We start from the raw sequence: 19,637 nt of genomic DNA on the forward strand, positions 1-19,637 counted from the left end.
TTGTTCCGGCAATCGGGTCACTGGCCGGCGTTGGCCGATCACGCCGGCCTTTGTCGATCATGTTTGAGAGGCCCGCATTGACAGCGACGGGGCTTGCGTTCATGACAGATACCAGTTTGGTATCCCAAATTGGTATCCGTAGCAAGTTTCATGCAAGCTGGCCGGACAGGACATGACATGCCGCAAGACGCCGCCCTCGCCATGCAAGGCACGCACAACGTCCACTGGCGCCGCAATCTCGCCGTGTGTTTTGCCGGCTCGTTCAGCACGCTTGTAGCGATGACGCTGCTGTTGCCCTTCCTGCCGCTTTACGTCGAGCAGCTGGGCGCCGAGGGCCATGCGGCGATCGTGCAGTGGTCGGGCATCGCCTACGGCGCCACCTTCCTTGCTGCCGCGCTGGTCGCGCCCCTGTGGGGGCGGCTAGGCGACCGCTACGGCCGCAAACTGATGCTGGTGCGAGCCAGTTTCGGCATGGCGCTGTGTATGTCGCTGACCGGCATGGTGCAGACCGTCTGGCAATTGGTGCTCTTGCGCCTGCTGATCGGCTTTGCCGGCGGCTATTCTTCGGGCTCGACCATCCTGGTTGCCATGCAGACGCCGAAGGATCGCTCCGGCTGGGCGCTGGGCGTGCTGTCGGCCGGAATCACGGCCGGTGCCCTGGTCGGTCCGCTGCTTGGCGGCGCGCTGCCGCCGCTGATTGGCATCCGCGCCACATTCCTGCTCGCCGGCGGCGTCATTTTCCTGGCTTTTCTGGCAACCACCTTGCTGATCAAGGAGGCCCCTCGCCCGGTTGCCGCCAAGGCCGCGTCAGAAGAAAAAGTGAAAGACGGCTGGTCGCAGATTCCCGACAAGCGCCCCGTCGTCGCCATGCTGGCGACCGGCATGCTGTTGAGTTTCGCCACCATGTCGATCGAGCCGATCATCACCGTCTATGTCCAGCAGCTCATCGAAGATCAGAGCCAGGTCACGCTGGTCTCCGGCATCGTCATGTCCGCGGCAGCGCTAGGCGCCATCCTGTCGGCGTCGCGGCTCGGCAAGCTCGCCGACCGTATCGGCCACTGGAACGTCATCGTTGCCGCACTCGCCGTCTCGGCGCTGCTGCTGATCCCGCAGGCCTTCGTTACCCAGGGCTGGCAGCTCGTCGGCCTGCGTTTCCTGATGGGCCTGGCGCTTGGCGGTCTTTTGCCCTGCATCACCAGCGTCATCCGCCACAATGTGCCCGACGGGGTCGGCGGCAACGTGCTGGGCTTGTCGATCTCGGCGCAATATGTCGGGCAGGTCGCCGGACCGTTGCTCGGCGGCTTCGCCGGCGGCCATTTCGGTATGCGCTCGGTGTTTCTCGGCACATCCATTCTGATGGCGGGCGGAGCGGCCTATAACTGGCTGGTCCAGTCGCGCCGCGAACGCGACATGCTGGCGGAAGCCGGCAAATCCTGACACGGTTCGCGGCACTATCTCAGGCGGTCGCCAGGAATCACGGAGGCGTGGAAATGAGCACGGATGAACACGCGGCAGGCGGCCGCATTCTGGTTCTTGCCGGCGGCCTATGCGGCGCAACCGGCGTGGCGCTTTCGGCGGCGGCGGCACATCTCGGCGGCGCTTTCGTCGGTACGGCCGCATCCTTCCTGCTCTTGCATGCGCCGGTCTTCCTTACCGTCGGGCTGCTCGGTGGCAATAGCATCCTGCGAACCGGAAGCCTCATCCTTCTCGTCGGGCTTCTGCTATTCTCGGGAGATCTTTTGGCCCGCGACTTCCTTGGCTCGCGGCTGTTCCCGATGTCGGCGCCGATCGGCGGCACGTTGCTCATCGGCGGCTGGCTGATGATGGCCGCCTCGGCGCTGGTGCGCCCGCGCCGCCATTGATGCGGCAACCAATGGCCGCCGCTGCTCCTTCGCCAGCCGCCCTCGATCCACGAGCTCTGTCTTGCCAGCTCAGTCTCGCGGACGTTCGGGCCGGACTTGGCCATCGCTGTTGGTCGTCTTGACTACACGCCGCCGCTCCGGCCGTTCGGTGGCCGGCGAGATGCCCCAATAATTGCGATAGATGTCTTCGAACAGATGCTTGATCGGGTGCATGGTTTAATCTCCTCTAGTTTTTTGACTCGATCCAATCAGCGGGCACAAAAATAGGCCACCGATCAGCTCCGCTTGCGTCCTACGAGGAAACCCAGGTCGCGAATCCACGGACCGGTCCTGTCTCGCCGCTTCCGGGCCTCCGCGCTCGAACGGATGCTCCAGTCGTTCCGGTAAATGTCCTCGAACAGATAATTGACGGGGTGCATGGCGCTCTCCTCTTGTATCGATCCAATCTGGGGACGAAAAACGCTCTTGGATCGATTCAAAGAATACGCATCGCACCACAAATGTCAAGCAAAAATTTGAATCGATCCAACGAAGGTGTTAGGTAGTCGGCGATACTGTTGGACCGGAGTCCCGGAGACAAACAAATGGCATCACTCACCGAAGGCAGGAGGCCCATCCGGCTGGCGGACATCGCCAAAGCCGCGGGCGTATCACACGGCACTGCCTCCAATGTCTTCAGCCGTCCCGAAATCGTACGCGAGGAAGTCCGCGAGCGGGTCAAGGCGGCGGCCGACGCGCTGGGCTACGCCGGCCCCGATCCAAAGGGCCGCCTGCTGCGCGCCGGCAAGGTCAATGCGATCGGCGTCGCCACAACCGAGCCGCTGTCCTATTTCTTCGACGACCCCTTTGCGCGCGTGATGATGGCCGGCATCTCGGAGGCATGCGACGCCACCGGCGCGGGAATAGCCCTCGTGTCGGCCGGCAACGAGGAAAAACTTGCCTGGAATATCCAGAGCGCCCTGGTCGACGGCTTCATCCTGTTCTGCATCGAGGGCGGTCCGCGCCTCGTCGAGCTGACGCGCGAACGCAAGCTCCCCTTCGTCGCGCTCGAGCTCGGCTCGCAGGACGCCACGGTCTCCGCGATCGGCGTCGACAATGTTGCCGGCGGCCGGCTCGCGGCGCGCCATCTGGCGGAACTTGGACATCGCCGCTTCGCCGTGCTGTCGCTGGCCTTCGCCGACAACAGCACCGGACTTGTCTCGCCCGAGCAGGTCCGGACCGCAGTCTATACAGGAACCCGTGACCGCCTCCTCGGCTATCTCGAAGAGCTTTCCCGGTTCGGCGTCGATACCGCCAAGGTGCCGGTCTACGAGACTGAAAACGATGAGGCCAGCACAAAGGCCGGCCTCGAAACCCTCTTCGCCTCGGCAGAACCGCCGACCGCCATCCTGGCGATGTCGGACCGGGTCGCGATGGAAGCATTGGAATGGCTCAGCGCGCGGGGCATCGCGGTTCCTCGCGATGTTTCCGTCGTCGGCTTCGACGGCGTGCCTGAAGCCGCAATTTGCGAGCCTCCGCTCACCACCATCGCCCAGCCGATCGCCGAGATCGGCCGCCGGGCAGCGCGAAGAATCCTCGACTTCGACGGCACGGTGCGGCGAGAAACGCTCGATGTCGAACTTGTCGTCAGGGCGTCGTCCGGGCCGCCGCCAGGCACAGGTTGACTGGGCAGATCGGCTCCAAATCTTATCGATTGGCCGCCATCGGACCGATGCCAAAGGATGGACGGACCGGTGACGCCTCGTTGCGGACCGGCTTGCCCTTGCCGGACCAGCCGATAGCGGACAGCCATTCCAGATAGAAGGCGAGCGCGAACTGCATGGCGATGCCGGCGGCGAGCAGCAGACTGTCATAGGCAAAGCCGCCCGGGTTGACCAGCTTCATCACCTGCGCCGCCATGGCAATCACCGTGCCGGCAATGAAAACCGGCAGCGAGCGTTTGCCCAATATGGCGAGCGGATTGTCGCGGCCGGTGCGGAACAGGTTCGAGACGAAAGGCAAGGCGACGACCAGATAGCTCATCGCCAGGATGTGCAGCAGCCGCGGCAACGACAGGAACGTCTTGTCGAAACCGGTCAGCACCACCGGGAGGTCGAGCCACGACACATGCCCCCACAGCGGGCTGTGCACCCAGACGAGTGCCGTCAGCACATAGGCGGCGGCCGCGCCGACCAGCCAGCGATTGACAGGGATGGTGCCGCCGCGCCGCACATGCAACACGCTGGCCATGCCGATATTGAACAGCAATTGCCATGACAGCGGATTGAGGAACCAGAAGCCGGGCTCCGGGTAGTTCGGCGGCGCGATCTGGTAGATTCCGGCAATCAGCCAAAGGGCTGCGGATACTGCGAGCGCCGCCAGTGGCCGGTAGCTGATGAACAGCAGGAAGACCGGAGCCATCAACAGCAGCGCCGCATAGACCGGCAGTATGTTGTTGTAACCGAGCTGATGGCCGAGCGTGACGATGCCGACCAGGACTTGTGGCGGGTTCCTGACGAGCGGCTCGATGTTGATCAGCGTCAGAAGATCCGGCCGTTTCGCAAACACCGCCGCCGCGCAGAAGATAGCCATGACCACCATCGTCGTGACGATGTGGGTGACATAGAGCACACCGGCGCGGCGCCACATTTTCAGTGTTGCAATCAGCCGGTTTCCCGGCTGGAACTTAGTGCCGTAGGCGAGAGCGACGGACATGCCGGAGATCAGCACGAAGGCCTCGGCCGCATCCGAAAACCCGAAATTCTTGTAGGTCAGGGTTTCGAAAACGGTGCCAGGCACGTGGTCGACGAATATGGTCAGGAGGGCGAGAGCCCGGAACACATCAATACGCGTATCGCGTTCCGGCGAAACTGGCATGGTCATCGATAAAAGGCCTTAAAGCTGGTTGTTCATGCCCGGCATGCGATCCCTCGGGCGACCACCCGGCGCACACTGCTTCGATCCCCCCGCGGGGATTATATCGGCAAAGAAACGGACTGAAATGCGCCCGGTTCAATCAACTTTCGCGGAGCTTGAAAATATTCCGTTTTGAAGCCGGCAAATTAACGAAAGTAACGCGGAATCAAAAGGATGTGACTATGGCCGAGCAAAGCCTCGAAGACGGTATTTTGCAGGAGAATTCAGGCTTTTTCTACCGGCTCCATCGATCCGCCAATTTACCCGGTGACTGGCTGTTCCTGTTGCATGGATCGGGTGTCGACGAGACGACCTTGCTGCCGCTTGGTCGGCAAATCGCGCCGCATGCGGCGCTGGTTACGGTCCGTGGCCGCATCCCTCAGGAGGACGGTTTCCGCTGGTTCACGCGAATCACCCCGACGCGATTCGAGCAGGCAAGTATCCGCGCGGAGGCAGATGCGTTTGCAAGCTTCGTCGCCGGCGTCGCGAAGCGCCACAGCCTCGATCTCCGCCGCGCGACCTTTCTCGGCTATTCGAACGGCGCCAATCTGGTTTCAAGCGTCATGCCGCTGCATCCGGGCCTCATCGAGCGCGCTGCATTGCTGCGCCCCATGCCGGTGCTCGACGAGGTGCCGCCGGCCGACCTGTCGAAGGCGCGGGCTCTGATCGTCGCCGGCGCCGCCGACCTGACCTACGCGCCTTTCGCCCCCGTGTTGGCCGCTCTACTGAGCTCGCATGGCGCCAAGGTCGAGACCCACACCATTGCCTCCGGCCATGAAATCGGCGACGCGGATGCTGAAATCGTCAGGCAGTGGCTGGCGGGGTCAGGCAACCGCTGAACGAGCGGATTGAGCGCACGCACAACGCGGGCCCGACCATCGAATGTCAGTGTGCGGCGGGCTGGAATAGCTCGATCGCATTGCCGGACGGGTCTTCGAGCAGGGTCTGCGAGCCGCCGACGCCGTTGATGATATCGTTGCGGAAGGCGAGCCCGGCGCCCTTCAGGCGCGCAACCTCTTGCTTCAGATCCGGCACCACCAGCACGATGCGGTTCCACCCTCCCGGCACCGGCCGGCGGCCATCCGGCATCGCCCGTGCGCCCGAGCTCTCCGGCCCGCTCAGCAGAAGCCGCAGATCGCCGCGCGTGACCGAGCAGAAAGCCGGCCGCGCATCCCGTTCAATGGCAAAGCCCAGATGCTTCACGTAGAAATCGATGGAAGCGGCGACATCGTCGACAATATAGCGAACACTGACGGGCGTCATGACCGGGGACCTTTCAGTTTGAGTAGAACGTTTTATTAAAGGCTGCTCATCATCGGCAACGCCCCGGCAGCACTACGACGCCGCCGACACACTATGACCGTCGGTTCGCCAGGGGATCAGGGCAAGCAGACCAGCACTGCCGACCACGGCGAAGACAGCGCCGTAGATGAACACCGCCTCATGGCTTACACGATCCCAGAGCTGTCCGGCGACAACGCTTGCCGCGAGTTCCAGCAGGCCGACCGTGGTGCTGTACCAGCCGATGCCGCTGGCACGCAGCTCTTGCGGCACGAAGTCCGAGGCGAATGCCTTGCCGACTGAGCGGAAGATGCCTTGATAGAACCCGTAGAAGGCAAAAAGCAGCCCGATCAGATAGATGTTCCGGGTCAAGACGAAGCCGAGATAGGCGATCAGGAAGATGACGAAGGACAACAGTAACACGCCCTTGCGGCCGAAGCGGTCCGATAGAAAGCCGGCCGGGTAGGAAATCAGCGCCGCAACGAGATTGAAGCCTGCATAGATAAGAATGGTTGCCTCCAAAGAGGCACCGATATCCTGTGTTTGCAGAATCAGAAACGCATTGCTCGAATTGCCGATGCCGAAGAGAGCTGTCACCAAGAGATAGGTCCAATAGGCTTTGGGAAACTGCCGCAGATTGATGTCGATCTTGGCCTTTGCGGCTACGGCCAGTGGCTGCTCGTGCACCAACACCACCATGAGGAAGGCGAGGAGACCGGGAATGAGCGCGAGATAGAAGATCCAGCGGATATCGACTTTGAGGGCGATGAGAAGCAGCACCGCGAGCAGTGGTCCCAGAAACGCTCCCAGATTGTCGCCAATGCCTTCTAGGCCGAATGCTTTGCCTCGGTGCTCGTCGGCCACGGACGAAGCAAGGAGCGCGTCGCGCGGAGCGGACCGGAAACCTGCACCGAGCCGATCCACAAACCGCGCGCCCAGGACCATCGGCCACACCGTGGCCACGCCGATCAGCGGTTTGGCGATAGAGGCCAGAAAATAGCCAATGAGGGCTATCGGTTTCCGCTTCTGAAGCCTGTCCGAGAGCCAGCCCGAAAAACCTTGCACGATGTTCTGCGTCGCCTGGGCGATTCCGTCGACCAGACCGACGACGCTCCCGCTTGCGTGCAGAGTCTGGGTTAGGAAGATCGGCAGGATCGGATAAAGCATCTCTGTCGAAATGTCGGCAAACAGGCTCGCCAGCGCCAGAAGCACCGTGTTTCGGGAAATCCAGGCGAAGGTTTTCCTTGGCGCTGCCCCAGTCATTGCTTTGCCCTGTTCGGCAATCCGTTTGGCTGAAACGCAACGGCCACCATGTCGGTTGCAATGCGCCACTGCTGAGTGTCCTGCCCCCATCCCGAAGGTCCGCGCAGCAAAACCGATGCCCACGCGGTCCTTCGATTCGGGATCATGGTCTACCCTCGCCCCATTCGGTTCCAGGCGTCCAGCCCGGCGATCTTGTAGGCTTCGGCCAGCGTCGGATAGTTGAAGGTGTTGTTGACGAAGAAGTCGACGGTGCCGCCGAGATTGATGACCGCCTGGCCAATGTGGATGAGTTCGGTCGCGCCCTCGCCGACAATATGGGCGCCGAGCAGACGGCGTGTTTCGATCGAGAACAGAAGCTTCAGGAAGCCGGTGTTGACGCCCATGATGTGGCCGCGCGATGTCTCGCGGAACCGCGCCACGCCGACCTCGTAGGCGGCACCACTCTCACGCACCTGCTCCTCGGATTGCCCGACCGTGGAGATTTCCGGCACGGCGTAGATGCCATAGGGAAAGGTTTCGGGCGGCGGCGGCAAGGGCACGCCGAAGGCATGGCAGGCGGCCACCCTGCCCTGCTCCATCGAGGTCGAGGCCAGGCTCGGAAAGCCGATAACATCGCCGGCGGCATAGATGTTGGACGCGCTGGTCTGGAAGGTCTGCGGATCGACCTTGATGCGGCCTCTGGAATCGGACTCGATGCCGACCGTTTCCAAGCCCAGGCTGCCGACATTGCCGGTACGCCCTGCGGCGTAAAGCACGATCTCGGACCGTATGGTGCGGCCGTCGGCCAGCGTCACCTCGGCATAGTCGGGTTTGGAGGCGATCTCCTTGACGGCACTGCCCAATCGGATGGTCATGCCGCGGTCGCGCATCTGATGGATGAAGTCGTCGACGATCTCGCGGTCGACAAAATCCAACATCGTATTGCGCGGCTCGACCAGCGTCACCGGCACGTCGAGCGCCGAAAAGATCGTCGCATACTCGACACCGATAACACCGGCGCCGATCACCGTCAGCGTGCGCGGCAGGCGATCGAGCTCCAGCATCTCATCACTGTCGAAAATCCGTGTTTTGTCGAACGGCACGTCGTGCGGCCGGTGCGGCCGGGTGCCGACCGCGATCAGCGCATGGGAGAAGCCAGCCTCGCTGTAGTCGCCGGTGTCGGTGGTCAGGCTGACCTTGTTGGCGCCGAGGAATTTTGCCGCGGCGCGCGCGCTCTTGACCGTGTTGCGCATGAACTGATGCTGCAGCACCTCGACCTCATGGTCGAGCGTCTTGTGCAGGCGCTCGACCAGATCGCCGACCGAAATGTCCTGCTTGACGCGGTAGCCGCGTCCATAAAAGCCGCGCTCACGCCAGCCGGAGAGGTTGAGCACCGTCTCGCGCAACGTCTTCGACGGTATGGTGCCGGTATGCACCGACACGCCGCCGAGACGCCGGCCTCTGTCGACCACCAGCACCGACTTGCCGAGCTTGGCCGACTGCACCGCGGCGCGGCGCCCGGATGGGCCGCTGCCGATGACCAGCATGTCGTAGTCCATGTCGCCCCGTCCCCTCGGCTCGGCGCGCTTTGTTGCGCCGCAGCAAACTAACGCTATCCGCGCCGTGAATTCAACAAGTCAGACGGCCCCAGGCACTCCGTCACCATCTACACGGCGGCGAAAGGCTCGATCTTGATTCCGCCGCGAACCTTCACCATTTCACCAAGAAGCGGCCCCGTGCATTAACCCGGGTTCGATTACGAGGAAATGACATGAACGCTCGCGTTCTCGACGGCGAAATCATCACCAGCAGGCTCGAAGATGTCCGCGCCTATGAGGGCGTGCGCACGCGGCGCATTCTCGCCTTTGTCATCGATTATTTCATCGTCGCGCTGCTCACCATTCCATTCGCGATCCTGGTGTTCCTGTTCGGGCTGTTGACGCTCGGCCTCGGCTGGATGCTGTTTTCCATTCTCGTGCCGGCCGTCGCCATCCTCTACATCTGGAACACGCTCGGCAGTAAAGACCAGGCCACCACCGGCATGAAGATGATGGGCATCCGGCTCGACCGGCTCGACGGCAGCCGCATCGACGGGCTGACCGCCGTCGTGCATTCGGTGCTGTTTTGGGCCGGCAATGTCATCCTTTCGCCGCTGGTCCTGCTGGTGAGCCTGTTTTCCGACCGCAAGCGCACGCTGCACGACCTGCTGCTCGGCACCGTCGTCAGCCGCAGCGGCCGCTGAGCAGACTTTTGAAGCGCGGCCGCAGCCTTTGCGCACAAATGTGAAGACGTCCAATCAACCAGGCTTTCACAATCCTGTTGAATTTTTCGGCGTCCGCGCCAAAGGTAGAGCGATTCGCAGGAGTGTTTCCAAGGCTCGATGACGCAGCACCCGACCCAGTCGCCGCAGTTCTTTCTGACCGCGCCCTCGCCATGTCCCTATCTCGAGGGCCAGTTCGAGCGCAAGGTGTTCACACACCTGGTCGGCGACAAGGCCCCCGAGATGAACGATCTGTTGACGCAGGGCGGTTTCAGGCGGTCGCAGAACATCGCCTACAGGCCGGCCTGCGAGACCTGCCGCGCCTGTGTGTCGGTGCGCATCCTGGCGCAGGAATTCACCGCCAGCCGCAACTTGAAACGGGTCATGCAGCATAATTCGGATCTGGTCGGCGCCATGCACGACGCCGAACCCTCCACCGAACAGTATTCGCTGTTCCGCAGCTATCTCGACGCCCGCCACCGCCGTGGCGGCATGTCAGACATGACCGTGCTCGACTACGCCATGATGGTCGAGGATACCCATGTCGACACCAAGGTCATCGAATACCGTCGCCGCGGACCTGACAGCTTCATCACCGGCAAGGGCCAGGGCGAGCTGATCGCCGTGGCGCTCACAGACAAGATGGCCGATGGCCTGTCGATGGTCTATTCCTACTTCAACCCGGACTTCGAGGACCGTTCGCTCGGCACCTTCATGATCCTCGACCACATCGCCCGCGCCAGGGCGATGGGCCTGCCCCATGTCTACCTGGGTTACTGGGTCAACGGCTCGCGCAAGATGAATTATAAGATGCGCTTCCAGCCGCAGGAGCATCTCGGCCCGAAAGGCTGGGAACGCTACAATCACGAAGCGGTTTCGCGCTGATCTTCGCTTTCGGTATTCACTCTTAAATTGTTTCGAGGAGGATGCCGCTGGGCTTCCGGCCGATCGGCTGGAAAACCGGGCGGTCAATTTTGCGCCTCCAAGCCTACGCGAGAATTGCCGCATGTCTTCCCACAACGACCACCAGAGAGGCCTTCTGATCACCGCCATCGGCGGGCTGACGCTGACCGTCGACATTCCGCTGATCCGGCTCGCCGACGGCGAGGCGTGGACGATCCTGCTGTTGCGCACCGGCACGACCTTCGTCGCCACGCTTATCATCTGGGCCGCCTGGCGCTCGCTGAGCGCAAAGGCACCGCAGCTTGTGCCGGGCTGGTCAGGGCTCATCGTTGCCGGCCTCTACGGGCTCGGCTCGATCGCCTTCATCACCGGCGTCTACAACACTTCGACAGCCAATCTCGTTTTCATCCTGGCGTTCACAACCATGTTCGCGGGCCTTTTGTCATGGCTGTTCCTGAAGGAGAGGCCACGGCCCCTGACGCTTGCAGCGCTGGCACTGATGATCGTCGGCGTGACGATCATTGTCGGCGATTCCGTTGGAACCGGACATCTCTTCGGCGACCTGATGGCGCTATGCTCGGCTTTCATGATCGCCGCGGCCATCACCATCTCGCGCGCCAGCGGCAAGGATATGGGCTTCACCGCGCTGATCGGAGTGGTCCTGCCGCTGGCCGTCGCCACCCTGATGGTTTCCAAGGTGGGTTTTCACGTCAACGCGCCATGGTGGATCGTCTTCAACGGTGCCGTCATCATGCCGATCTCGTTCTTCTGCCTCGCCAACGGCCCGAAATACATCTCCGGGCCGGAGGTGGCGATGTTCTACCTGCTTGAAACCGTACTGGCGCCGGTCTGGGTGTGGATGATCTTCGCCGAAACACCGTCGGGCAACAGCCTGATCGGCGGCGCGATCCTCATCATGACCTTGATCGGCCATTCGCTCTGGCAGTTGCACGAGGGGCGCAAGCGCCGCGCCACGTTCGCCGTCAGTCACCCGGCCTGATTCTTTTTCGCGGCGGCGCGTCCGGCGACAATTTCGATCTGCGGCGGTGCGTCATCGTGCTCCGCCGGTTCGGCGGCAGCGAGCTCATCGGTCAGTTCCACTTCGCGCAGCCATTCGCGCCAGATTGCGACCAGCAGGGCCATCAGCACCGGGCCGATGAACAGGCCGAGAAAGCCCATTGTCTTGACGCCGCCAATCAGGCCGAAAAAGGTTGGCAGGAAGGGCAGCTTTATCGGCCCGCCGACCAGCTTCGGGCGCAATGTCTTGTCGACGATGAAGAGTTCGACCGCGCCCCAGATGAACAGCGCCAGCCCCGCCATCGGCGAGCCGCTGGCGGCGAGATAGATCGACACCAGCGTGAAGGACAGCGGTGCGCCGCCGGGAATCAGCGCCATGATGCCGGTCAGCGCGCCGAGCGTCACCGGCGACGGCACGCCGGCCAACCAGTAAGCGATACCCAGCACCAGCCCTTCGCCGATGGCGATAACGGTCATGCCGGTCACCGTCGAGGAGATTGTCGCAGGCACCACGCGTGAGATCCGTTCCCATCTGGCCGGCAGGATGCGTTCGCCGAGGCGATCGACCTGTCCGGCGAAATGCTCGCCGTCGCGATAGGCGAAGAACAGCGCGATCATCATGAATAGCAGCGTCAGCAAAAGGCCGAAGGCGCTGCCGCCGGCGGCAAGCACGCCGCGATAGATGCTGCCGATATTGGCGCCACTGATCAGCTGGATCAGTTCGCCGATACCGCCGGGGTGGCCAACGTTGACCGTCCATTGTTCATTGAGCCATTCGCCCACCACGGGCATGGTGGCGATCCAGTGCGGCGTCGGCGCACCGTAGCGGTTGGTCTCTATCGCCCAGTTGACCCACTCGCGCACCTCATTGATGGCGTAGGTGCCGGCAAGCGCGATCGGCACCACCAGGAAGGTCAGGATGAACAAGATCGCAAGCGTCGCAGCGATGGTGCGGTTGCCGCCGACGCCGGCGAGCAGCCGCCGATAGAGCGGCCAGCTGGCGAAGGCGATAACCAGGGCGGCAAGAACCGGGAACAGGAAGCCGTGGAAGAAATAAACGCCGGCGGCAACGATCAGCACCAGGAGCCAGCGCGCCGCCGACAGCGGCGGAATGACAGCGGCCCTGAGCGGCGTCGACAGGCCAAACAGACGCTGCTGCCGCTCCGGCTTCTGGATCCTGACTTCCTTCAAGCGGCTACCTCTCCCTGGCCCATCGTATCGCTTATGCCCTGATATAGTGCAGCAATCGTGACGACATTCCAAATGTTTGGGTGGAGCTGCTAATCTCCCCCCTTGAGGGGGAGATGTCGCCGAAGGCGACAGAGGGGGTCGGGACGTCCTGACGCGACCTTACCACGAACAAAGGAGGCTGGCGCTTCATGCGCGGGGACCCCCTCTGGCCTGCCGGCCATCTCCCCCTCAGGGGGGGAGATTACCGCTTCACCCGAACTTGCCCGTGCGCGGAAAGCCCTTCGGCACCATGCGGCCGGCCGAGGCGCGGGCGCCGATCCATTCGGCAAGCTCGTCACGCGATTTGGTGAAGGTGCGGTCTGCCGAATCCTGCCAGGACAGGCCGCTTGCGAGCGTGAAGGTCTTGAGGTCGAGGACGCCACCATCTTTGTATTTCTGCAGGCGCACGCCCTTGCCGCGCCCCATCTCCGGGATCTCGGCCAGCGGGAATACCAGCATCTTGCGGTTCTCGCCGACAATGGCGAGATGGTCGCCGGCGACGCTCACGCAGCGCTGGGCTTCGTCGGGCGCCTTGACGTTCATCACCTGCTTGCCCTTGCGGGTGTTGGCGACGACTTCTTCTTCCGGCACGATGAAACCGTTGCCGTCATGCGACACCAGCAGCAGCTTGCGCTTGGGATCATGGACGAAGGCGGTGACGATATCCTGGTCGTTGTCCATGTCGACGATGATGCGGATCGGCTCGCCGTGGCCACGCCCACCAGGCAGCCGGTCGACGCCGATCGTGTAGAACTTGCCGCCGGTGGTGAAGACCAGCACCTTGTCGGTCGTCTGGGCGTGGAAGGCGAGCTTGAGGCTGTCGCCTTCCTTGAAGGTCAGGGCCGAATGGTCGGTCAGATGACCTTTCATGGCCCTCAGCCAGCCCTTTTCCGAAACGACGACAGTGACCGGCTCGCGCTCGATCATGGCATGGGCGATATCGGTCAGGTCATGTTCGGGCGCATCGGCGAACTCGGTCCGGCGCTTGCCGATCTCGGTCTCCGGTCCGAATTTCTCACGGATGCTGGCGACTTCCCACTTGATCGTCGCCCACTGTTTGGCGTCGGATGCGAGCAATGCCTCGATCTGCTTCTTCTCGCCGCTCAGGCCGTTGAATTCCTCACGGATCTCGAATTCCTCGAGCTTGCGCAGCGCCCTCAGCCGCATGTTGAGGATGGCTTCGGCCTGGGTGTCGGTGAGTGACCAGCGGGCCATCATCACCTGCTTGGGCTCGTCCTCCTCGCGGATGATCCTGATCACCTCGTCGATGTTGAGGTAGGCGATCAGATAGCCGGCGAGGATCTCCAGCCGCCTCTCGATCTCGCCGAGGCGGTGCTTGGAGCGGCGGATCAAGACGTCGCGGCGGTGCTCAAGCCACTCCTTGAGCACGCCTTTCAGTGACAGCACGTTCGGCACCTTGCCGCGCGACAACACGTTCATGTTGAGCGGAAAGCGGCTTTCGAGCTCGGTCAGCTTGAACAGCGATTCCATCATGATGCCGGGATCGACCGAGCGGCTCTTCGGCACCAGCACGACGCGGATGTCCTCGGCGCTCTCGTCGCGGATATCCTCGAGCAACGGAAGCTTGCGCGCCATCAAGAGCTCGGCGATCTTTTCGATCAGCCGGGCCTTCTGGACGCCGTAGGGGATTTCGGTGACGACTATGTTCCAGGTGCCCCTCCCCTGGTCCTCCTGGCTCCATTTCGCCCTGACGCGGAAACCACCGCGACCCGTTTCGTAGGCTTCGAGGATCGAGGCTCGGCTGTCGACGATGATGCCGCCGGTCGGGAAATCCGGACCTTGCACGAAATCCATCAGCTTGGTGACGGGCGCATCCGGATGATCAATCAGGTGAAGCGCGGCGTCGCAGAGCTCGGCCGCATTGTGCGGCGGGATCGAGGTCGCCATGCCGACGGCGATGCCGGACGAGCCGTTGGCGAGCAGGTTCGGGAAGGCGCCGGGCAGCACGGCCGGCTCCTCGTCTTCCTCGTTGTAGGTCGGGCGGAAATCGACGGCGTCCTCGGTGATGCCTTCCAGCAGCAGCGTCGACACTTCGGTCATGCGCGCTTCGGTGTAGCGCATGGCGGCGGCGTTATCGCCGTCGATATTGCCGAAATTGCCCTGCCCGTCGACCAGCGGGTAGCGCATCGAAAAATCCTGCGCCAACCGCACCAACGCGTCGTAGATCGACTGGTCGCCATGCGGATGGAATTTGCCCATCACCTCGCCGACGATGCGGGCGCATTTGGCAAAGCCCTGGTCGGGGTTGAGCCGCAACAGACGCATGGCATGCATGATGCGACGATGCACCGGCTTCAGCCCGTCGCGCACGTCTGGCAGTGCCCGGTGCATGATGGTCGACAGCGCGTAGGCGAGATAGCGCTCTTCCAGCGCCTTCTTCAGATCGACCGGCTCGATATTGTCGCCGCCGCCACTCTCGGGCGGCAAAAGCCTTTTTCCCATGGGCTGGCACTAGCCGAGCGGGTGATTCGCGGCAAGAGGCACCGGTATGCATCCTCCTAAAGCGAGTCGCATTCGACCGGCCCCATGCGACGCTTTAGGTCCTTGTTTTGATACATGCCGTTATCGCAAAACCCGCTGCACACTTTTGCGCGACATCCATTATGCAACAGGAATTGGAAGCGTCACGACGCCGGCCAACATCAACCCGTTACATCCTGCTTCTATCGCAAGGCTGATGGATCGGGTTTGCCTTTGGCCGCGATTTTCGACCATTGTGCCGAGGCCCGCCTTTTTCCGGTCCAGTTCGTCACCGAATGGTGACGACGCGACGATTTGAAAAGAATTTCAGGACACTCTCAGGGGAGCTCTCGATGACGATCAGACACTCGACACTTATTAAAAGACTGGCTTTTTCGACCTTTTTGCTGACGCTGCCGCTGAATGCGGCGTTCGCGCAGGATACCGCGGTCGCCGACCGGCTGAAGGTTGCCCTCGCCGCGCAGGGTGTCGACCTCTCCTGGACCGGAGTAACCGGCGACACCTCCAGCATGGTTCTGCAAGGCGTAGCGGTCAAACCGGCGGCCGAAAAGGAGGCGCTCAAGATCGGCGACGTCAAGCTCGAAGGTGTGACCGAAGCCAATGGCGGCTATCAAATCGCGACCGTATCGACGTCGCCGTTCGAACACAGCGAAGATGGCGTCACGCTCAATCTCAGCCCCTTCGTCATCCACGACATGACGGTTCCGGCCGAAGGCGCAAGCGGTCCGCTGGGCTCGCTGATGATGTACAAATCGGCCGAGCTCGACAACATGACAGTCAAAGTGGCTGACAAAACTGCTTTCTCGATGGACGGGCTTGCCATCGCAATCACGCCGCCGGCCGACGGCAAGGCCATGGCGTTTTCCGGCACTACGGAAAAATTCGCTGCCGACCTGACCCTGGTCGAAGATCCGAAGTCCAAGGAAGTCATCAACGCGCTCGGCTACCAGAACATATCAGGCAATCTTGAGATGGAAGGAACCTGGCAGCCTACCGACGGCAGGATGGACTTGTCGAAATACGAAATATCGGTCGACAATGCCGGCACGCTCGGCATGACCTTCGATCTCGGCGGCTACACGCTGGACGTCATCAAATCACTGCAGGAGATGCAGAAGAAGATGGCAGCGCAGCCCGAAGGCGCCGACAATTCGGCGCAAGGCATGGCCATGCTCGGGCTGCTGCAGCAGCTTTCGTTCAACAGCGCCTCGATCCGCTTCGACGACGATTCGCTGACCAAAAAGCTGCTCGATTATGCCGGCAAGCAGCAAGGCATGTCCGGCAAGGACATCGCCAACCAGGCCAAGGCGATCGTGCCCTTCGGCATGGCGCAGCTCAACAATCCGGAACTGACCGCGCAGGTTTCGGCCGCGGTCAACAAATTCCTCGACGACCCGCAAAGCATCGAGGTCTCGGCCGAGCCGCCGGCAGCGGTGCCGTTCGCACTGATCATGGCGGGCGCCATGTCCAACCCGCTCGACCTGCCGAAAACGCTTGGCGTGACGGTTACAGCAAACGAAGACTGATCGAGACAGGCTTCAAGCAAAAAGCCCGGCAGCGATGCCGGGCTTTTTTATGAATCAACAGCACCGGTTCGGAGCGTTTTCTAAACCTCTTTCTTCGTCGCCACCACGCGCAGCGACAATTCGCGAAGCTGCTGCGGGCTGGCTTCCGACGGCGCGTTCATCAACAGGTCGTAGGCCTGCTGGTTCATCGGAAACATGGTCACTTCGCGCAGGTTCCTCGCGCCGACCAGAAGCATGACGACGCGGTCGATGCCGGCTGCCATGCCGCCATGCGGCGGCGCGCCATACTGGAAGGCGCGATAAAGGCCGCCGAAGCGCTCTTCGATGGTCGCGCGGTCCAGCCCGACGGTTTCGAACGCCTTGACCATGGTTTCGGGCAGATGGTTGCGGATGCCGCCGGAGGCGATCTCGAAACCGTTACAGACCATGTCGTACTGGAACGCCTTGATGCCGAGCAGATCCTCGCCGTTAAGCGCATCGATGCCGCCTTGCGGCATCGAGAAAGGATTGTGCGCGAAATCGATCTTCTTCTCGTCCTCGTTCCATTCGAAGAACGGGAAGTCGACGATCCAGCACAATTCGAAGCGGTCGCGGTCGACAAGATTGAGCTCCTCGCCGGCGCGGGTGCGCGCCGCTCCCGCGAAGGAGACGAATTTCTTCGGATCGCCGGCGACGAAGAAGGCGGCATCGCCATCGGCAAGGCCGAGTTGTTGTCGGATCGCGTCGGTGCGCTCCTCGCCGATGTTCTTGGCCAGCGGCCCGGCGCCTTCAAGCTTCTCGCCCTCCTTGCGCCAGAAGATGTAGCCGAGGCCGGGCTGGCCCTCGCTTTGCGCCCATGAGTTCATGCGGTCGCAGAAGGCGCGAGACCCGCCGGTCTTGGCCGGAATGGCCCAGACCTCGGCCTTCGGATCGTTGGCAAGGATGTTGGCAAATACCTTGAAGCCTGAGTCGCGAAAATGATCCGAGACGGCCTGCATCTCGATCGGGTTGCGCAGGTCCGGCTTGTCGGTGCCGTATTTGCGCATGGCGACATCATAGGCGATGCGCGGAAACTTCTCCGTCACCGGCTTGCCGGCGGCAAAGGTCTCGAACACCCCCCGCATCACCGGCTCCATGGTGGTGAACACATCCTCCTGCTCGACGAAGCTCATCTCAACGTCGAGCTGGTAGAATTCACCCGGCAGACGGTCGGCGCGCGGGTCCTCGTCGCGGAAGCAGGGCGCAATCTGGAAGTAGCGGTCGAAGCCGGACACCATGATCAGCTGCTTATATATCTGCGGTGCCTGCGGCAGCGCATAGAAAGTGCCGGGGTGGATGCGCGACGGCACCAGAAAGTCGCGCGCCCCTTCCGGCGACGAGGCGGTCAGGATCGGCGTCGAGAATTCCGTGAAGCCGACCTCGCCCATCAGCTTGCGCATCTCGGCGATGATTTTCGTCCGCGCGACGATGTTCTTGTGCAGCGTGTCGCGGCGCAGATCGAGAAAGCGGTATTTGAGGCGGATGTCCTCCGGATAATCCGGCTCGCCGAAGACCGGCAGCGGCAATTCCCTGGCCGCCGACAGCACCTCGATCTCGCGCGCGAAGATTTCGATCTCGCCGGTCGGCAAATTAGGGTTCACGGTGTCGGCGAGGCGCGCCTTGACCTCGCCGTCGACGCGGACGACCCATTCGCCGCGCAGGGTCTCGGCAATCTTGAAGGCGGGCGAATCCGGATCGGCGACGATCTGCGTCAGGCCGTAATGGTCGCGCAAATCGATGAACAGCAGGCCGCCATGGTCGCGCACGCGATGCACCCAGCCCGACAGGCGTACGGTCGAGCCGACGTCGAGCTTCCTCAATTGGGCACAGGTATGGCTGCGGTAACGATGCATTGTCATTCTTAAAGTCCGGATGTTGGGTTGCGGCCAAGGCATGATGGCTCAGCCTGAAAATTTGCGCGAAAAGCACATGAGAGGGTGCATTTGTCAAGGCAAGCGGCAGCCGGGTCGAGTTCGCGTTCTTCCCGCCCCTATCCCACCGGCATCAATTTATGCTCGAGGCGTCAATCTGAGTTCGCTGCTCTGTGCCGGCAGTTCAACTATGCACTCATCCCTTCACCCCGCCCGCCGTGAGGCCGGAGACGATCTTGCGCTGGAAGATGAGAACGAGGACGACGAGCGGCACGGTGACGATCACCGATGCGGCCATGATGTTGCCCCACGGGATCTCGAATTGAGAGCTGCCGGAGAGCAGGGCGATGGCGACCGGCACGGTTCGCTGCTCGTTGCTGGAGGTAAACGTCAGGGCAAACAGGAACTCGTTCCAAGCACCGATGAAGGCGAGTAGCCCGGTGGTCGCCAGCGCCGGCCACATCAGCGGCAGGAAGACGCGGCTGATGATGATCCAGGGCGTGGCGCCATCGAGGATCGCCGCTTCCTCCAGTTCGATCGGCAGGTCGCGAACGAAGGCGGTGAGCACCCAAACGGTGAACGGCAAGGTGAAGATCATGTAGGACAAGATCAGCGCGAACGGCGAATTGTAGAGGCCGAAGGTGCGGATCAGCTCGAAAAGACCGGCAAGCACCGCCAATTGCGGGAACATCGAAACGGACAGGATAGTGAGGAGCAGAGCCGAGCGGCCGCGGAAGCGGATGCGCGCCAGCGCATAGGCGGCGGTGACGCCGAGGAACAGCGAAATGACAACAACCGCGCTCGAGATGAACAGCGAGTTCACGAGATTGCGCAGGAAGGTCCCCTCGGTGAATACGGTCCTGTAGTTGCTGAAGGTAATCGTCGTCGGCCAATAGTCGACCTGGAAGAGCGCCGTCCCCGATTTCAGGCTGGTGATGGTGGCATAGTAGAACGGGAACACCGCGACGACGACGATAACGGCGACGAGGAGGTAGAAAGCCGTGCGCTTGACGATCCACATGGTCAGTAG

General features: G+C 62.3%; 17 protein-coding genes. 8 read left to right on the top strand and 9 right to left on the bottom strand.

Annotation, left to right across the window (positions count from 1 at the left end; all coding sequences use genetic code 11):
• The first annotated feature begins 177 nt into the window (after positions 1 to 177).
• Positions 178 to 1,437, top strand: a complete 1,260-nt coding sequence (locus NKI52_RS26490) for a multidrug efflux MFS transporter (RefSeq protein ID WP_023674475.1) — start codon at positions 178 to 180, stop codon at positions 1,435 to 1,437.
• Positions 1,438 to 1,490: 53 nt separating this feature from the next.
• Positions 1,491 to 1,862, top strand: coding sequence for a DUF423 domain-containing protein (locus NKI52_RS26495; RefSeq protein WP_023674474.1), 372 nt, complete (start codon positions 1,491 to 1,493; stop codon positions 1,860 to 1,862).
• A gap of 69 nt (positions 1,863 to 1,931) precedes the next feature.
• Here the strand turns inward: NKI52_RS26495 and NKI52_RS26500 are convergent, their stop codons facing one another.
• Positions 1,932 to 2,075 carry a hypothetical protein gene (locus NKI52_RS26500; protein ID WP_023674473.1) on the bottom strand — a complete coding sequence of 48 codons (144 nt, stop codon included), beginning with the start codon at positions 2,073 to 2,075 and terminating at the stop codon, positions 1,932 to 1,934.
• 371 nt (positions 2,076 to 2,446) lie between these two features.
• Here NKI52_RS26500 and NKI52_RS26505 point away from each other — a divergent pair, with 371 nt between their 5' ends.
• The gene (locus NKI52_RS26505) at positions 2,447 to 3,526 is read left to right on the top strand and encodes a LacI family DNA-binding transcriptional regulator (protein ID WP_352700274.1); all 1,080 of its coding nucleotides are present in this window, start codon (positions 2,447 to 2,449) and stop codon (positions 3,524 to 3,526) included.
• A gap of 22 nt (positions 3,527 to 3,548) precedes the next feature.
• Here NKI52_RS26505 and NKI52_RS26510 read toward each other — a convergent pair whose 3' ends face one another.
• Entirely contained in the window at positions 3,549 to 4,724 is a 1,176-nt protein-coding gene (locus NKI52_RS26510; protein ID WP_352590513.1) for an OpgC family protein, read from the bottom strand.
• Between the two features lie 215 nt (positions 4,725 to 4,939).
• Here NKI52_RS26510 and NKI52_RS26515 point away from each other — a divergent pair, with 215 nt between their 5' ends.
• Positions 4,940 to 5,596 (top strand): alpha/beta hydrolase, encoded by a 657-nt coding sequence (locus NKI52_RS26515; RefSeq protein WP_023674469.1) that lies wholly within the window; start codon positions 4,940 to 4,942, stop codon positions 5,594 to 5,596.
• A 46-nt stretch (positions 5,597 to 5,642) separates the two neighbouring features.
• Here NKI52_RS26515 and NKI52_RS26520 read toward each other — a convergent pair whose 3' ends face one another.
• The 3 genes from NKI52_RS26520 to sthA all read right to left on the bottom strand — a co-directional run bounded on the left by NKI52_RS26520 (position 5,643) and on the right by sthA (position 8,839).
• The gene (locus NKI52_RS26520) at positions 5,643 to 6,020 is read right to left on the bottom strand and encodes a VOC family protein (protein ID WP_352571477.1); all 378 of its coding nucleotides are present in this window, start codon (positions 6,018 to 6,020) and stop codon (positions 5,643 to 5,645) included.
• Between the two features lie 72 nt (positions 6,021 to 6,092).
• Complete coding sequence (locus NKI52_RS26525) at positions 6,093 to 7,301, bottom strand: MFS transporter (protein WP_352700275.1); 1,209 nt, start codon at positions 7,299 to 7,301, stop codon at positions 6,093 to 6,095.
• Positions 7,302 to 7,450: 149 nt separating this feature from the next.
• Positions 7,451 to 8,839, bottom strand: coding sequence for a Si-specific NAD(P)(+) transhydrogenase (sthA, locus tag NKI52_RS26530; RefSeq protein ID WP_352571479.1), 1,389 nt, complete (start codon positions 8,837 to 8,839; stop codon positions 7,451 to 7,453).
• Positions 8,840 to 9,051: 212 nt separating this feature from the next.
• On the opposite strand from sthA, the gene NKI52_RS26535 reads away from it, so the two are divergent.
• The 3 genes from NKI52_RS26535 (at position 9,052) to NKI52_RS26545 (ending at position 11,443) form a co-directional block, all read left to right on the top strand.
• Positions 9,052 to 9,522, top strand: coding sequence for an RDD family protein (locus NKI52_RS26535; protein WP_023674465.1), 471 nt, complete (start codon positions 9,052 to 9,054; stop codon positions 9,520 to 9,522).
• A 138-nt stretch (positions 9,523 to 9,660) separates the two neighbouring features.
• Positions 9,661 to 10,425, top strand: coding sequence for an arginyltransferase (locus tag NKI52_RS26540; protein ID WP_352700276.1), 765 nt, complete (start codon positions 9,661 to 9,663; stop codon positions 10,423 to 10,425).
• Between the two features lie 121 nt (positions 10,426 to 10,546).
• Complete coding sequence (locus tag NKI52_RS26545) at positions 10,547 to 11,443, top strand: DMT family transporter (RefSeq protein WP_352700277.1); 897 nt, start codon at positions 10,547 to 10,549, stop codon at positions 11,441 to 11,443.
• Here NKI52_RS26545 and NKI52_RS26550 read toward each other — a convergent pair.
• Together NKI52_RS26550 and parC are read right to left on the bottom strand one after the other, a co-directional pair.
• A complete protein-coding gene (locus NKI52_RS26550) occupies positions 11,431 to 12,651 on the bottom strand; it encodes an AI-2E family transporter (RefSeq protein ID WP_352621043.1) in 1,221 nt (406 codons plus the stop codon). The genes NKI52_RS26545 and NKI52_RS26550 overlap by 13 nt on opposite strands.
• Positions 12,652 to 12,900: 249 nt before the next feature.
• Positions 12,901 to 15,153, bottom strand: coding sequence for a DNA topoisomerase IV subunit A (gene parC, locus NKI52_RS26555; protein WP_352700278.1), 2,253 nt, complete (start codon positions 15,151 to 15,153; stop codon positions 12,901 to 12,903).
• Between the two features lie 371 nt (positions 15,154 to 15,524).
• Here parC and NKI52_RS26560 point away from each other — a divergent pair, with 371 nt between their 5' ends.
• Positions 15,525 to 16,718, top strand: a complete 1,194-nt coding sequence (locus tag NKI52_RS26560) for an aq_1923 C-terminal domain (protein WP_352571484.1) — start codon at positions 15,525 to 15,527, stop codon at positions 16,716 to 16,718.
• Positions 16,719 to 16,798: 80 nt separating this feature from the next.
• On the opposite strand, the gene aspS is transcribed toward NKI52_RS26560, so the two are convergent.
• Both aspS and NKI52_RS26570 read right to left on the bottom strand, forming a co-directional pair.
• Positions 16,799 to 18,589, bottom strand: a complete 1,791-nt coding sequence (aspS, locus tag NKI52_RS26565) for an aspartate--tRNA ligase (protein WP_352700292.1) — start codon at positions 18,587 to 18,589, stop codon at positions 16,799 to 16,801.
• A 214-nt stretch (positions 18,590 to 18,803) separates the two neighbouring features.
• Positions 18,804 to 19,628 (bottom strand): carbohydrate ABC transporter permease, encoded by an 825-nt coding sequence (locus NKI52_RS26570; protein WP_352622835.1) that lies wholly within the window; start codon positions 19,626 to 19,628, stop codon positions 18,804 to 18,806.
• Positions 19,629 to 19,637 lie beyond the last annotated feature (9 nt).

Origin of the sequence: Mesorhizobium sp. M0590 (assembly GCF_040320905.1) — a bacterium.
Lineage (GTDB): Bacteria > Pseudomonadota > Alphaproteobacteria > Rhizobiales > Rhizobiaceae > Mesorhizobium.

Bases quoted from the DNA above. Each gene is read 5' to 3' on its own strand.
- NKI52_RS26570 (WP_352622835.1), bottom strand. From the start codon at position 19,628: ATGTGGATCGTCAAGCGCACGGCTTTCTACCTCCTCGTCGCCGTTATC.
- NKI52_RS26500 (WP_023674473.1), bottom strand. From the start codon at position 2,075: ATGCACCCGATCAAGCATCTGTTCGAAGACATCTATCGCAATTATTGG.
- aspS (WP_352700292.1), bottom strand. From the start codon at position 18,589: ATGCATCGTTACCGCAGCCATACCTGTGCCCAATTGAGGAAGCTCGAC.
- NKI52_RS26515 (WP_023674469.1), top strand. From the start codon at position 4,940: ATGGCCGAGCAAAGCCTCGAAGACGGTATTTTGCAGGAGAATTCAGGC.
- NKI52_RS26545 (WP_352700277.1), top strand. From the start codon at position 10,547: ATGTCTTCCCACAACGACCACCAGAGAGGCCTTCTGATCACCGCCATC.
- NKI52_RS26525 (WP_352700275.1), bottom strand. From the start codon at position 7,301: ATGACTGGGGCAGCGCCAAGGAAAACCTTCGCCTGGATTTCCCGAAAC.
- NKI52_RS26540 (WP_352700276.1), top strand. From the start codon at position 9,661: ATGACGCAGCACCCGACCCAGTCGCCGCAGTTCTTTCTGACCGCGCCC.
- NKI52_RS26505 (WP_352700274.1), top strand. From the start codon at position 2,447: ATGGCATCACTCACCGAAGGCAGGAGGCCCATCCGGCTGGCGGACATC.
- NKI52_RS26510 (WP_352590513.1), bottom strand. From the start codon at position 4,724: ATGACCATGCCAGTTTCGCCGGAACGCGATACGCGTATTGATGTGTTC.
- NKI52_RS26560 (WP_352571484.1), top strand. From the start codon at position 15,525: ATGACGATCAGACACTCGACACTTATTAAAAGACTGGCTTTTTCGACC.
- parC (WP_352700278.1), bottom strand. From the start codon at position 15,153: ATGGGAAAAAGGCTTTTGCCGCCCGAGAGTGGCGGCGGCGACAATATC.
- NKI52_RS26535 (WP_023674465.1), top strand. From the start codon at position 9,052: ATGAACGCTCGCGTTCTCGACGGCGAAATCATCACCAGCAGGCTCGAA.
- NKI52_RS26490 (WP_023674475.1), top strand. From the start codon at position 178: ATGCCGCAAGACGCCGCCCTCGCCATGCAAGGCACGCACAACGTCCAC.
- NKI52_RS26495 (WP_023674474.1), top strand. From the start codon at position 1,491: ATGAGCACGGATGAACACGCGGCAGGCGGCCGCATTCTGGTTCTTGCC.
- sthA (WP_352571479.1), bottom strand. From the start codon at position 8,839: ATGGACTACGACATGCTGGTCATCGGCAGCGGCCCATCCGGGCGCCGC.
- NKI52_RS26520 (WP_352571477.1), bottom strand. From the start codon at position 6,020: ATGACGCCCGTCAGTGTTCGCTATATTGTCGACGATGTCGCCGCTTCC.